The sequence below is a fragment of the Streptomyces recifensis genome, from assembly GCF_002154615.1.
Classification (GTDB): domain Bacteria; phylum Actinomycetota; class Actinomycetes; order Streptomycetales; family Streptomycetaceae; genus Streptomyces; species Streptomyces griseoluteus.
Genome location: NZ_MUNH01000349.1, coordinates 1 through 13930, shown reverse-complemented (window position 1 = coordinate 13930; position 13930 = coordinate 1). Strand labels below are relative to the sequence as shown.

The 13930-nt window shown below is 69.4% G+C and carries 12 protein-coding genes; 7 read left to right on the top strand and 5 right to left on the bottom strand.

The features are described 5' to 3' along the window. Positions 1-129 precede the first annotated feature (129 nt). Positions 130-960: an oxidoreductase gene (locus CCN33_RS18770; RefSeq protein ID WP_086694737.1), complete on the top strand. Its 831-nt coding sequence runs from the start codon at positions 130-132 to the stop codon at positions 958-960. 401 nt (positions 961-1361) lie between these two features. On the opposite strand, the gene CCN33_RS18765 is transcribed toward CCN33_RS18770, so the two are convergent. Beyond that, a complete protein-coding gene (locus CCN33_RS18765) occupies positions 1362-2864 on the bottom strand; it encodes an FAD-dependent monooxygenase (RefSeq protein WP_086694736.1) in 1503 nt (500 codons plus the stop codon). Continuing rightward, positions 2861-3496 carry a PadR family transcriptional regulator gene (locus CCN33_RS18760; protein WP_086694735.1) on the bottom strand — a complete coding sequence of 212 codons (636 nt, stop codon included), beginning with the start codon at positions 3494-3496 and terminating at the stop codon, positions 2861-2863. The genes CCN33_RS18765 and CCN33_RS18760 overlap by 4 nt, the downstream gene beginning before the upstream one ends. A 138-nt stretch (positions 3497-3634) precedes the next feature. On the opposite strand from CCN33_RS18760, the gene CCN33_RS18755 reads away from it, so the two are divergent. Together CCN33_RS18755 and CCN33_RS18750 are read left to right on the top strand one after the other, a co-directional pair. Next, positions 3635-4684 carry a YihY/virulence factor BrkB family protein gene (locus CCN33_RS18755; protein WP_086694734.1) on the top strand — a complete coding sequence of 350 codons (1050 nt, stop codon included), beginning with the start codon at positions 3635-3637 and terminating at the stop codon, positions 4682-4684. Positions 4685-4750: 66 nt separating this feature from the next. After that, the gene (locus CCN33_RS18750; protein ID WP_341866581.1) at positions 4751-4915 is read left to right on the top strand and encodes a phosphatase PAP2 family protein; all 165 of its coding nucleotides are present in this window, start codon (positions 4751-4753) and stop codon (positions 4913-4915) included. 324 nt (positions 4916-5239) lie between these two features. Here CCN33_RS18750 and CCN33_RS18745 read toward each other — a convergent pair whose 3' ends face one another. Then, on the bottom strand, positions 5240-5788 hold the full coding sequence (locus CCN33_RS18745) for a GNAT family N-acetyltransferase (RefSeq protein WP_086694732.1): 549 nt from the start codon (positions 5786-5788) through the stop codon (positions 5240-5242). 858 nt (positions 5789-6646) lie between these two features. On the opposite strand from CCN33_RS18745, the gene CCN33_RS18740 reads away from it, so the two are divergent. Next, on the top strand, positions 6647-6949 hold the full coding sequence (locus CCN33_RS18740) for a chaplin (protein ID WP_400904948.1): 303 nt from the start codon (positions 6647-6649) through the stop codon (positions 6947-6949). Between the two features lie 273 nt (positions 6950-7222). On the opposite strand, the gene CCN33_RS18735 is transcribed toward CCN33_RS18740, so the two are convergent. Continuing rightward, positions 7223-9916 (bottom strand): SpoIIE family protein phosphatase, encoded by a 2694-nt coding sequence (locus CCN33_RS18735; RefSeq protein ID WP_086694730.1) that lies wholly within the window; start codon positions 9914-9916, stop codon positions 7223-7225. 510 nt (positions 9917-10426) lie between these two features. On the opposite strand from CCN33_RS18735, the gene CCN33_RS18730 reads away from it, so the two are divergent. After that, positions 10427-10786 carry an STAS domain-containing protein gene (locus CCN33_RS18730; protein ID WP_086694729.1) on the top strand — a complete coding sequence of 120 codons (360 nt, stop codon included), beginning with the start codon at positions 10427-10429 and terminating at the stop codon, positions 10784-10786. Between the two features lie 1091 nt (positions 10787-11877). Here CCN33_RS18730 and CCN33_RS18720 read toward each other — a convergent pair. Beyond that, the gene (locus CCN33_RS18720; protein WP_086694728.1) at positions 11878-12255 is read right to left on the bottom strand and encodes an STAS domain-containing protein; all 378 of its coding nucleotides are present in this window, start codon (positions 12253-12255) and stop codon (positions 11878-11880) included. Between the two features lie 161 nt (positions 12256-12416). On the opposite strand from CCN33_RS18720, the gene CCN33_RS18715 reads away from it, so the two are divergent. Both CCN33_RS18715 and CCN33_RS18710 read left to right on the top strand, forming a co-directional pair. Beyond that, positions 12417-12896: an ATP-binding protein gene (locus CCN33_RS18715; protein ID WP_086694727.1), complete on the top strand. Its 480-nt coding sequence runs from the start codon at positions 12417-12419 to the stop codon at positions 12894-12896. A 755-nt stretch (positions 12897-13651) separates the two neighbouring features. Continuing rightward, a partial coding sequence (locus tag CCN33_RS18710) for a protein kinase domain-containing protein (RefSeq protein ID WP_244173859.1) occupies positions 13652-13930 on the top strand: 279 nt, incomplete at its 3' end.

Sequence of the window (13930 nt, the reverse complement as noted above, 5' to 3'; positions counted from 1 at the left end):
ACGTGCAGCGCCCGGGCGCTCCGCCGTCACGGCCCTCGGCCGACACGGTGGATCTCGGGCGCGTCACCGGTTCCGGCGCGAGTCTGGAGGCGTGGCCGGCGGCGAAGCGAGGCCAGACGAGGAGTGGTCATGGACAGGGTGTGGCTGGTGACCGGCGCGAGCAGCGGCTTCGGCCGGGCGATCAGCGAGGCGGCGCTGGCCGCCGGCGACGTCGTGGTGGGCGCGGCCCGGCGGACCGAGGCGCTGCAGGACCTGGTGGCCGCCCGGCCCGGCCGGATGGAGGCGCTGCGTCTGGACGTCACCGACACGGGCGCGGCCGAGACGGTGGTACGGGATGTGGTGGCCCGGCACGGGCACATCGACGTCCTGGTCAACAACGCCGGCTGGACGCACGTCGGCGCCGTCGAGGAGACGACCGACCAGGAGCTGCGCCGCCTGTTCGACGTGCACGTCCTCGGGCCCGCCGCGCTCGTCCGCGCGGTCCTGCCGCACATGCGCGAGCGACGCTCGGGCGCGATCGTGCAGATGAGCAGCATGGGCGGACAGACGTCCTTTGCGGGCTTCGGCGGGTACAGCGCGGCGAAGTTCGCCCTGGAGGGGCTCTCGGAGGCGCTCGCCGACGAGGTCGCCGAGTACGGCATCAGGGTGCTGATCGTCGAACCGGGCGCGTTCCGGACCTCGGTGTTCGCGGCGAGCAGGGCCGGCGCCAGCCCGGACAGCGGCGTGTACGAGAAGGTGGCCCGCAGCCGCGCATGGGTGTCCGGGGGCGACGGCACCCAGCCCGGCGACCCCGCGAAGGCGGCAGCGCTCATCCTCGCCGCCCTGGACGCGGACGACGCCCCGCTGCGGCTGCCCCTGGGCGAGGACGCGGTCACGGGTGTGCTCGAACACCTCGACGACATCCGCGGCGACATCGCCGCCTGGGAGGAGCGCGCCCGCGCCACCGCCATCGGTTACTGACAGCCGGGCATTCCCGACGCCGCCCGGCGTCGCCGGAGCCTCACAGGGAGCGAACGCCCGGGAGGCGCCCCGCAGTTCGGGCCGGACGCGCCGGACGCGGCCGGCAGCCGACGGCTTCCCCGTCACCGACGAGCTGCTCGCCCGGCTCTCCCTGCTCCAGTACGACCACATCAACTCCCCGGGCGGGTATGCCTCCACCCGGCCTGCGGCGGCTGCGCATCCCGCACAGCGACGACAAGACAGACGACGGCGAGGACGAGTAGCCACAGGTGGGGCAGGACACGCGAGCCGCGTCGGCCGGGCTCAGACGGGACGTCCTCGCATCGGCAGCCGACCTGGGTCAGGACTCTTCGCCCACGCCCTTCTGACCGCCACCGCACGCGAGGGTGGCAGCACCTGGCTTACGAGCGGAATGTCTCCGCGGGTGCGGCGTCGGATGGTGCTGCCGGACCGTACCAGTGCTGTAGCGCCCGGTGAAGCCCGTCGGCGTGGCCGTGATCCGCAGTGCGGAGCCAGGCAGTGTGCCCGTCCGGCCGCAGGAGGATGGCATGGAGTTCAGGATGGTCGGGGCATGCCGCGGTGACGAGGTCGACTCGGTCTGTCCATCCTGCGGCCGACGCGAGGATGGTGCTTCCTCCGGTCAGGTCGAGCAGCAGGCCGCGTCCCGAGGCGAGCGGCTCGGCCAGGCGCGTACGGCCGTCTCCCGTGGTCAGGGCGAGGTTGGGCGCCAGGCGGCCCAGCCAGGGATGGTCGGCGTCGGGACACATCTGGTAACGCGTGTCCAGTCCAGTGATGGTCTCGGCGAAGGCGCGGTTTCCCGAAGGGTGGTCGGCGAGGCGGGTCAGGAGGTCGGTGAGCGGCCGGAGCCGATCGTCGGCCTCGCCGAGCAGCACCTGGGCCCGTGTGTTGGCCAGCACCTGCGCACCAGCGGTGTGGCGTTCGGCGTGATAGCTGTCGAGCACATGGGCCGGTGCGGTGCCGCGGACGGTGGCCGCCAGCTTCCAGCCGAGGTTGAAAGCGTCGTCCAGGGCGACATTGACGCCGATCGCCCCGGCCGGCGGGTGGATGTGCGCGGCGTCCCCGGCCAGGACGACCCTGCCCCGGACATACTCGGCCGCCTGCCGGGCGGCGTTGCCGAACCGGGTCAGCCAGCGTGCGGCGCGCAGCCCGACGTGGCGGCCGAGCGCGTCGTCCACAGCGGTTTGGAGCTGGTCCAGGGTGACCGGGGTGTCCTTGTCCGCTGGGGGTTGCCGGTCGGAGGTGATGATCCTGACGTAGCCAGGGCGGGGTATGACGAATACAGAACCACCGGGGCCGGTGGTCACGCCGAACGACAACGCCTCCGGGTCGGCGAGCTCCACGTCGCCGAGCAAGGAGAAACGGGTCGCCTCGGTACCGGGGAAGTCGATGTCGGCCTGTTTACGGACGGTGCTGCGGCCGCCGTCACAACCGACCAGGTACGCGGCCCGGACGCGATACTCACCGTCGTCGGCGGCGACAGTGGCGGTGACGGATTCGGGATCCTGTTCCAAGGCGAGCAGTTCGTGTCCGCGCCGGATGTCAGCTCCCCGGCCGAGAGCGTGCTCCTCAAGGATTTCCTCGACCCTGGTCTGCGGGATGCCCAGCGAGTACGGATGGTCGGTATGCGTGCCCGCCAGGGTGAGTGTCACCGGCAGGCCGGAGAAGGCGGCGTGGGGCACTTGCCAGCCCTCCCCGACAAGCCTCTCAGCAAGACCGCGCCGCGCCAGCAGGTCCAGGGCGCGGGCGTTGAGGTTGAAGCCCCGGCAGAAGTCCGGCCGCTGCGCGTGGCGTTCGACAACGACGGTGTCGACGCCGGCAAGCCGGAGCTCACTGGCGAGCAACAGCCCGGCCGGACCCGCTCCCACGATCAACACGTCGGTCATCGACTGCTCCCTTTCCCGTCTGAAGGGGCGGACCAGGTCCATCCCTGTTCGGTTTGTTCGACCTCGGGCCAGAACAGGCTGCCGTCGCGGATCTCGGCGATGGTCCGCCGCGTCCAGGTCAACTCGGCCTCCCAGGCGTGCAGCGCGCACTCGACTTCGATCATGAACAACCGGGGCACCGCACCAGAGCCGACCGTGTCGGCCAGCACCCTGTTCGTCTCATCGATGCGCTGGGCCAGATGCCCCGCCCGTTCGCCCAGTGCCTCTGCCGCCCTGTCCGGACCGAGTGCGCCCAGGTAGGACACTGCGGCCATGAACTTGGGGTATTCCGCGACGGGTGTGCGGAGCAGTTCGTCGATCCAGCGAACGAATTCGCTTCGGCCCAGCTCGGTTGTCGCGTACACGGTGCGCTCCGGTCGCCGGCCGTCACGCGCCGTCTCCACCGGCTCGATCCAGCCGTGCCGAACCAACGCCTCGACTGTGTCGTACAGCGATCCAGAGTTGACTTTGAAGCTGCTGTCCTTGTGCCGCTCACGCAGGGTGGACGCCAACTCGTACGGGTGCCTCGGCTGTTCTTGCAACAGGCCCAGCACGGCCAACGCCAGCGTGTTGGAGATCTTCCGCTTCGCCATCTACATCACCGAACCCTAATAGTCGGAAGCGACTATACGGAATCGGTTACTGACGGCAAGTGGGCAGCTCTGGTGGGCACCGCCGGCTCCCCCCGTGTGGGCCGTGGCGTGGGTGAGTCTCAGGGGTACTCGGCGCCCATGGCGAAGCCGCACTTTCCTGGGCGAAAAGACCACCCCAGCGACCGCCGGGCGCCAGCACCGGACGAAGTCGGGCCGGGGCCGGAGGTTCAGCGGCGGGAGCCGGAAGGCCCGTCGAAGCTGCCGAAGGAGTCATGGCGTGCCGTACTCAAGGGCAGCCTGCGCGAGTTCAAGGACGACGAACTCACCGACCGGGCGGCAGCGCTGACCTATTACGGGGTGCTTGCCCTGTTTCCGGCGCTGCTGGCACTGGTCTCCCTGCTCGGCCTCACCGGCAAGTCGACCACGGACAAGGTGCTGAACAACATCAAACAGCTCGCTCCCGGCTCGGTGCGCGACATACTGACGGGCGCGGTGGAGCAGCTGCAGGGCAATGCCGGAATCGGCTCGCTGCTGGCTCTGGTGGGTCTGGTGCTGGCGGTGTGGTCGGCGTCCGGGTATGTGGCGGCGTTCATCCGCGCCGCGAACGCGGTCTACGACATGCCCGAGGGGCGCCCGGTGTGGAAGATCCTGCCCGTGAGGTTGGGCGTGACGGTCGTGCTTCTGGTCCTGGCCGTGGTCGGTGCGGTGATCGTGGTGTTCACCGGAGGCCTGGCCCGTCAGGCCGGGACGGCGCTGGGGCTGGGGGACACGGCGCTGATGGTGTGGTCGATCGCGAAGTGGCCGGTGCTGGTCGTTTTGGTCACCTTGATGATCGCGATTCTGTACTGGGCGAGCCCGAACGCGAAGGTGAAGGGCTTCAACTGGGTCACGCCGGGCAGTTTCCTCGCTCTGGTCCTCTGGATGATCGCCTCCGCCGGCTTCGCGGTCTACGTCGCCGACTTCGCTTCCTACAACAAGACCTACGGCACGATGGCGGGCGTCATCGTCTTCCTGGTGTGGCTGTGGATCACCAACCTGGCAATCCTGCTGGGCCTGGAGTTCGATGCGGAGGCCGCCCGCCAGCGGGCCATCGCCGGCGGCCACCCCCCGGAAGCCGAGCCCTACACCCAGCCGCGCGACACCCGTAAGTGGGACGAACAGGACCGGCGCCGCCTGGACGGCGGGTGACAGCCACACCCGATCTCGGGTGCGGACCGGTGATCGTTCACCGCCGCCGTCGCGCCGACGTGGCCGCTGGCCGGCGCCCTGTGTGCGGTCCCCGCCGCGGCGGTGGCCCTCGAACGGGTGCAACGCGGCGCCCACTACCCCAGCGACGTCACCGCCGGCGCCGTCATCGGCCTGGCCGCCGCCTGGCTCACCCGGCGCGTTCCGCGCCTGCTGCTCCACTACTGGCCGTAGAACCGGCGGACCGCACCCCACTTGCCTCCGCCTCGGGAAGACCGGGCGTTCCGTGTGTGGGCGGCCGAAAAGGTGGTCCACAGGGCGGGGGAGTGGCCGGTCGGCTCGGGCAGCATCCGGAAGCGTGAGGGTGGAACGGTCGGCGAGCCGGACGGCGAGGATCAGGCCGTGGCAGGTCTGGCCGGCGGTGCGGTGCCGGGCGCCGAACCGGTGGGTGAGCGCGACGAGGTCAGCTGTGGAGCAAATCGTCGCGACCGAAGACGGGGCAGGCGCTCGTAGAGCGGATTGGGGCGGTGTGCTGGACGGGGTGGTCAGTTGAGACCGTCAGCCGTCGGTCCCCGGCCGATCGACGCGGTAGAGGTAGTGGGTCCGGTCATCGACCGGGTTGTCCGGCTGCAGGTCTCCGACGCCGATCCGACGCAGCCCTGCTCGCTCAAGCGCCCGCCACGAAGGCTGATTGGCTGCCACCACCGGGACGAGAATGCAAGGAGCGGCCGGGTGTTCGACCCAGGTGCGCACGACGACCGAGTGAAGCATCGCTGTCCCGATGCCCTGGCCGGTTTCGCGCGGATCGCCGATCAGGTAGTCGATGGTCATCGCGCCGCCAGGTACGTGGGCGATGGCCTCCAGCGCAGCCGCGTAGTCGGGGTAGTCGCACAGGCGTGAACGTTGTACGAGACCGACCGGGCGACCTTCCAGGGACGCGAGAAGGTCCTCCGAGGGCTCCTCACCTCGGGCGGCGGGACCGAAGTCACGGGCCACCGCTTCCACGGTGGTCTCGTGGTTCCACCAACGCTGCACATGGGGCTGCTGGAGCCACCTCCGCAACAGCGGGAAGTCCTGCTCCTCGATCCGGCGCCACGTGATCTCCATGAGGCCGCTCCCGGAATGTCGACGACTCCTCGCAGGCTAAGTGCTGCGCGGACCAGCCCTCAGGCCACTGCCAACTCAAACGCTCAATCTGCCAAGTGAAGTGCTCAGTCACAGTTGTGACTCAGCATGCTAGTTAGCCGTTGAGAGCCGCAGTTGGCCACATCACCATGTTGAGCCCCGCCTTCGGCCGCTACCACGAGCGCCGAGAGCGACCCCGGACTTGGAAGTTAGGCTCGCCACGGACCGGGCGGTGCGGCCGGAAGCCGGGGTGGTGGTTTCTTGCGTGACACATGGTCAGCGACCAAGAGTTTCCGGTCACTGGCCATGCGGGCACAGTCGCTGAACGAGGTGAGGGGGAGGCCGCCTCCGCACCAGATGTTGGGGCCTCCAGACGCCCAAGCGGGCGGCACGCACGTTCAATCGTCAGCCGCATTCTGACCGGCCTCGGCGTCACCAACCGGGTCCACGCCGCCCTCCTGGGCCGCGACGCGGGCGTCACCCTCTGAGATCCGCCCCGCGAGGACTGCGCCGACGGGTGAGCGCAGGATCTCGCACGTATGAGGCCGTCGGCCCGTACCGGCTGCGGTGAGTTGAGCCGGCGGACACTTCGGCGCATGTAGACCTGGAGGCTTGGTCTCGCTGGCTGGCCAATGCCCGTCTCCGCTCCCGGCTCGCGCGGCCTCGCGGTAGCCCTGTCTGGTCACAGTTTCGGGCCGCGGCAATTGTGTTGCGCTGATCGGCTGATTGCGCCGTTGCTAGTGGGTGTGTGGCACGTGTCTGCCCGGCTGCGGCCGGGCGGGACGGCAAGCTGCTGTGCAGGCGGCATATGCCGCGAAGACGCGAGAAAGGACGCGCCGCATGCGCTCGATTCGTTTGGTGATGCGAGGAACAGGTCTGGCGGCCGCTGCAGGCATGCTGATGCTGGGTGGTGCCGGTGGTGCCTTTGCGGACAGCGATGCACACGGCGTCGCGGTGAACTCTCCCGGTGTGCTGTCGGGCAATGTGGTCCAGATCCCGGTGGATGTCCCGATCAACATCTGCGGCAACACCGTCAATGTCATCGGCGCGCTCAACCCCGCCTTCGGCAACGTTTGCGTCAACGGAGGGCACCAGAAGGGCCACTCGCCCAGGCCGGAGTACGGCGAGTACGGCGAGAAGTAGACCGGCAGCACCCTGCCCCAGCGGCGAGGCACATCCGCCTTCGGGGCGTAACTGCCGCCGCGGGCGGCCGCGGCGGCCACACGGCTGCCCGCGCTGGGTCGTGGGCGATTCCGGCCCCCGAGGCGGCCGGAGAGCTTCGGCGTGTGGAATGACCTGACGCCTGCTGATCCTCATCTGTGCCTGCTGAGCTGTCGCGGCCTCCCGTGCATTCCTGACAGCACCCGTCACGCGGTCTGCTGCGGTCAGGCGCCACTGCGGCCGGTGCGCACTCGCTCACTCCGTCAGGAGCGCGTCCAGGTCCGGGATCGCCAGCTCGGCCCAGATCACCTTGCCATGCGGGGTGTACCGGGTGCCCCAGCGCTCGGCGAGCTGGGAGATCAGGAACAGGCCCCGGCCGCCCTCGTCGGTCGTCGCGGCGTACCGCAGATGCGGCGAGGTGCTGCTGCCGTCGGCCACCTCGCAGATCAGCGTGCGGTCGTGGATCAGCCGCACATGGATCGGATCGGAGCCGTAGCGGATGGCGTTGGTGATCAGCTCGCTGAGGACGAGTTCCATGCCGAAGCCCAGCTCGGACAGGCCCCACTCCTCGAGTGTGTCGGACACGGCCAGACGCATGCCCGACACGGCCGCCGGGTCCCGCGGCACGTCCCAGTCGGCCACTCGCTCGGCCGGCAGGGCGCGGGTGCGCGCGATGAGCAGCGCGATGTCGTCCTTGGGACGCTCGGGCAGCAACTCGTCCAGCACCGCCTGACAGCTCTCCTCCGGCGTCCGGTCGGGGTGTCCGGCCAGGGCCAGACGCAGCAGCTCCATGCCCTCGTCCAGGTCCCGTGCGCGGTCCTCGATGAGGCCGTCGGTGTACAGCACGAGCTGGCTGCCCTCGGCCAGCTCCAGCTCGGCCGTCTGGAACGGCAGACCGCCGACGCCCAACGGCGGCCCGGCCGGGACGTCGAGGAAGGCGACACCGCCGTCCGGCGCGACGAGCGCGGGCACCAGATGCCCGGCCCGGGCCATGACGCAACGGCGCGTCACTGGGTCGTAGATCGCGTACAGACACGTGGCGCCCACGATCTCCTCGGCTGTCTCCGGGCAGGCCTCGTCCTGGTCGATGCGGCCGACCAGCTCGTCCAGATGGCTGAGCAGCTCGTCCGGCGGCAGGTCCAGAGCGGAGAAGTTCTGCACCGCCGTCCGCAGTCGCCCCATCGTCGCCGCCGCGTGCAGACCGTGACCGACGACGTCGCCGACGGACAGCGCCACCCGGCTGCCGGGCAGCGGGATCACGTCGAACCAGTCACCGCTCACGCCCGACTGGGCGGGCAGATAGCGGTAGCAGACGTCGAGGGCGCTCTGCTCGGGCAGGACCTGGGGCAGCAGCCTGCGTTGAAGAGTGACCGCCAGCGTGTGCTCGCGGGTGTACCGGCGGGCGTTGTCAATGCTGACCGCGGCCCGGGCCACCAGCTCCTCCGCCAGGGACAGCTCCTCCTCGTCGAAGGGTTCCCGTTTGGAGCGCCAGAAGTTGGCCATGCCCAGCAACACACCACGGGCCTGGATCGGGGCGGCGATCATCGAGTGGATGCCGTAGTCCAGGACCCGCCGGGTCCGGTCCGGGTCCTGGACCAGCCAGCCCTCCGCGGTCGACAGGTCGGGCACCAGCTCCGAGCGGCCGGAGCCGTAGCCGCGCGCCTGCGGTGTGGACGGCAGGAAGTCGATCAGCCGGCCCTGTTCGTACAGCGGATGGTCGTCCTGGATGCCGCTGACGGCGACGCGCCGCACCTCCGTCGCGGTGGGCAGCGGTTCCTCGCCCTGCAGCACGGCGTCGGCCAGGTCCACGGTGACGAAGTCGGCGAACCGCGGCACGGCGACCTGCGCCAGCTCGCCGGCCGTGCGGACCACGTCGAGGGTGGTGCCGATGCCGAGGCCCGCGTCGTACAGCAGCTCCAGCCGCTCCCGGATGACGTCCGCCCGCCCGGACACCGCCTGCAGCTCGGTGGAGTCGCGCAACGTCACCACCGTCCCCCCAGTCCCGCCGGCGCCGTCCGTGGGCCGCTGGTTCACCGCCAGCAGCCGTCCCCCGGCGAAGTGCACCTCGTCGCTGGCCTCGCGCCCGGAGACGAACAGCTCCACCGTGGCGGGGTCGAGGACCGACAGCTCCCGCACGTCGTGCCCTTCGACTTCGGCGGGCAGCTCCAGCAGGCGCCGTGCCTCGTCGTTGGCGAGCAGCAGCCGCCCGTCGTCACCTACGATGAGCACCCCCTCCCGCACCGAGTGCAGCACGGTGTCGTGGTGCTCATACATCCGCGTCATCTCGTCGGGGGCCAGGCTGTGGGTCTGGCGTCGCAGCCTCCTGCCCACCAGGGCGGTACCGCCGGTCGACACCACGAGTGCCCCGGCGCCGGCGGCCAGGATGATCGGCAGCTGCCGGTCCACCTGGCTGGTCACGTTTCTCACCTTCAGCCCCGCGGAGACCAGGGCGATCACCCGGCCGTTGGCGTCGTCGACGGGGACGGTCGTCTGCACCTCGTTGCCGAGCGGGCCGTGGACGCTCTCCGTGTAGACCTTCCCGGCCAGCGACGGACCGATCCTCCCCACGAACCGCTGGCCGATCTTGCTCGGAATGGGGTGCGTGTAGCGGATGCCCTTGGTGTCCATGACCACGATGAAGTCGACGCCCGCGGTCTTGCGGCCTGCCTCGGTGAGCGGCTGTAGTTCCTTCGACGGGTCGGGGGAGTGCAGCGCCTGCACGAGCCCGGGGGAGTGCGCGAAGGTCTGCGCCACGGCTATGGACCGTCGCTTGGCCTCCACGCTGCTGTCGTGTTCCGACTGCAGGACGAGAGCGATGACGCCGCAGACGACGAGCAGGACCACCAGTACCACCTGCACCAGGAGTACCTGCCCGGCGACGCTGCGCGGGCTCAGGCCGACCACGGCATGCCGTGCCACACGCCTGAGTCGGGAGAATTGGTCCGACATGCGGCATTTGTAGCACCGGTACATGTCTGTGACTACGTCGGTCCATGAGATGGACGCAAGTTTTGCTCCCCCCTGAACCCTGGTGACTCTCTGCTGCCACATGAACCGCGCCAGTATTCCTCCCGTGCTGGTGCCGCTACGGAACGCGCCCGGAGTGGACGGGCGGCTCGTATGCCGACATCGGGCGAGGCGACGTTGTTCTTCGTTCTGTGCGTCGCCCCCCGGGCCGGCTGGGAGCTGGGTGTACGCGGCTGTGGAGCCGGTCCCTGAGCCGGTGGCCATCCCTACTGCGGCTTGACGCCTCGCCCTAGACCTGGCGGGCCAGGACCGCAGCTCAGCGTTCCGAAGACTGCGGAGTTTCCGCGACGAAGGCTATGCGGATACGTGGCTCAGGCACGTCCATCGGCGCCGGCCTATGCCCGGTGGCGACCTTCGTTCGTCGCGTGACGCGCTGGGCATGATTGTCTAGTGACAACCATTGTCCTGGGACCTGGAAGAAGAAGGAGGAGCGTGCATCCGGTGTGGGCTTCCAGTCATGCGGCGCGTGCACTCGCGGCCCCCGCGAAGACCTTGTGGGTCATCAGGCTGTGGGGCGACTTCGACGCTCACTCCATCCACGTCGTCGAACGGGTCACCTACGAGTTGCTGCAGTGCAGCGTCGCGCCCGTGGTCTTCGACCTGGGTCAGGTCGCCTTCGCCAACACGGCGCTGCTGAACCACCTGATCGCGCTTCGGCTGCACCGCCGCGTCGGCCTCGTCGGAGCCGACCGTCTGATGCGACTGATGGTCGAGGTGAGCGGGGCCGCGCTCCCTGTTTTCCCCGACCTGGACGCAGCCCTCGCCGCCCTGTCGGCGGACGAGGCGCCCTAGGCATGACCGTCGGCAGGAACCGGGCACGCCGTGATGGGAGTGGCGCGGCGGCCACTCTCAAGCATTGCGGCACCAACTGATGCCCGCGGGAGGCCTCTGCCACTGCGCGCGAGGCCTTGTACGCGGAGGTGCCGATGTTGTTGGTGGTGTCACTGACGCTGAAGTTGATCAGTCCGCCGCAGGCAAGGAGACGCCTGCATCCGAGGTGCCGGATGTATCCCGGGCATCGACCAGTGGGAGGAGCGCGGAATCCCAAAACAGAACCTGCTGCGCGCGCGGGCAGCCCAGCCGCCGCGGCCTTGACTTCGGGCGGCTGGCCGCCAGGCGATGCCGGCCGCGTCGTCGATGCCGGTGTTCATACCGAAGTCGCCCCCTGAAGGCCGATTCTTGAAACCGGCCTCAGTCAGGGGCAGCGTCGTTCGGGCCGGTGGGTTGCCCTTCGAGCTGGTGCGCGGCCAGGTCTTCCGCTACCGCCCGGTTGACGGCGACCGCGGTGAGAAAGCGTGCTCTCGCGTCCGGATCGAGCGTGGCTGCTTTTCGTTGGATCTCCTCGTTAGCCGCCCGCAACAACCGGAGTTGGAGAACTCGCTCCCCGAGGCAGTCGCGGTCGGGGTAGGGACAGTGCGACGGTGGGCAGACAACGGGACCGGGCGGTTCCTCGAGGTGCCGGTCTTTCGGGGGAGCCGGGCGTTGCCCCCATCCCGAACACTCGGCCCCTGCCACTGTCGTGGACCCTCGGAGGACTGCGCCTTTTGGGCTATCAACCCCCTTAAGGGGGCGCCCAGCATGAACATCACCACCGTCATGAGCAGTACGTCCACACCCATCACACCGCGCGGCGACATGGATCACGACGCCCTTCCCTCACTGGGCGCCGCCGCCGAAACTCTGCCAGCTCACGTCACCGACTTGACGTGGGACCTGCGCCATACGCTCTTCATGGACGTCGCTGGCCACCACCTGCTCTTCGGCTCTGCCGCCCCCGACGGAGCCGACGGCCGGACGACCGTGACGAGTCTGCGCCAGCAGCCGCGACGCCTCCTGCTCCTGGCCGCCGGCGTGTACCCCGACCGCGGCCGTCGTTCGGGGGGTCAGTCGGCCAGCGCTCGGTCGAGGGCTTCGTGGCAGTCGATAATGGTGTCGAGGCCGACGAGTTGCAGGGTGCGCAGCACCCCACCTGCCGGGCCTGCCAGGCGGAGCCAGCCGCCGACCTCGGTGAGGGCGCGGTGGGCGGCGATGAGGATGTTGATGCCCGTGGAGTCCATGAAGGCCACTTGGTGCAGGTCCACGACTACGCGGGGGCGGGGCGCGCCGGTGAGGTCCAGGGCCTGGGTGAGCGTGTCACCGGTGTGATGGTCGATCTCTCCGGCCACGGTCAGGACGTGGATGCCATCGGTGGTGGTGGCCACGATGGACAGCTGCTCCGGCTGCACAGCCTTCTTGATGTCCGCCACTTCTTCCTCAGCCATGTCGGTGATCCTGGCACAGCCAGGTCTTCATCCGGAATCCGCTGTCCCGGATGTGTCGGGCGATGCCCGGATGAGACGCAGACAACAAAAGGAGATCGTGTGTCACATTCACGGGCGCGGGCAAGCGCGCGAAGGTGGACGGGGTATCGAAGGTGGCCGCGATGGAAGCAGTGCCTGTGGGCGAGAACGACACGATGCCTGGAGTGCGGGCCCTGCAGGCCGCCGTGGCCCTGGACGGAGACGGCGCGGTCATTGCCCAGGCCCGTGATCTGGCCGCCGACTTCCTGGCCCGCGTACAGGCCGACCACGGGATTCCCGTCTCGCAACGTGCGATGCATGTGACCCAGCTGGTGGTCAGCGAGCTGGTCACCAACGCCATCAAGTACGCTCCCGGCCCGGTGCTGCTCAATGTGCGGATCGCCGACGACACGGTCGAGGTCGCGGTGTGGGACTCCGACCCGGTGCTGCCCGTCGCCCGCGCCGCGGACGTCGGCCGGGTGGGCCAGCACGGCCTGGAGATCGTCATGGCCGTCTGCCAGAGCTTCGAAGCACAGCGGGAGCCGGTCGGCAAACGCATCACCGCCCGCGTCGCCCTGCTGGACGACCCAGGCGGCGCCGTCGCCGGCCAGCGCCCCCTGTAGCGACGGGACGGCGCACATGAGGCAGGGGCCATTTACGCCGTCTCCTGATGTTATGTCAGTCCCACGCGTTGAAGAACTCCGCCCAACGGGGGGATGCCGTGGAAGCGGATCTCACGCCACTCGCCCTGCGTCAGCACCGAGGTGTCCACGTCGGAGAGCGGTCTGGCGAGTCGTCCGCTGCTCAGGACCGTGAAGCCCGCGTTGATAAAGGCTGAACCACATGAGCGCCGGGCACTGGAACTCGCCTCACCGCAGCTTCGCGCCCACCCCGACCGCCATCGCATGGTCCCGAAGGTCTGACTCTCCGTAACAGCTCCACGGCACCAGCGGTCGGTGACGAGGCTATGTCGAAGGAGCGCGAGTCAGCGTGTGTGATGGGTGATCAAGTCGTGATGGTCGTCGGCGTGCATCTTCATAAAGGTGCTGGTCTCGCGATCATCTCCGTCCCCCTGTGACACTCCTGTCGGGTCGCACGCTGATCGAAGTGACCCCTGGGCGGGGTCATGGGGTGCCCAGCCTCCGGGGGGAGTCATACGGGCGCCTCTGGGGCAGGCCTGGGTTCCCCTGTAACCGGGCCTGCCCTTGCTCACCCTGTCCAAATCGTCCGGCACGCGGCACCGCTGGGCGGGACTGTGACGCGCGGGGGGCTGTCGAGGGCCGACGCGCTCGGCCGCAGTACCGGCCGGCCGGGCACCTGCGGCCACTGTGGGGGGCGGGGCCGTGGAAGTGCAAGCGTTGTGGTGATCGGGGTGTGTATGCAGGATCTGCTGGCCAACCGCTATCAGTTGCAGGAACGACTGGGGGGCGGGGCGATGGGGGAGGTGTGGCGGGCCGCCGACCAGCTCCTGGAACGCCCCGTGGCCATCAAGCTGCTGTTCGCGCAGGCGGCCGCGGAGGCCGAGCGCTTCCGCTTGGAGGCACAGACCGCGGGTCGGCTCAACCACCCCAACGTCGTGGGCATGTACGACTTCGGCTCGCACCATGACCAGTTCTACCTCGTCATGGAACTCGTCGACGGCTGGACTCTCGCACAG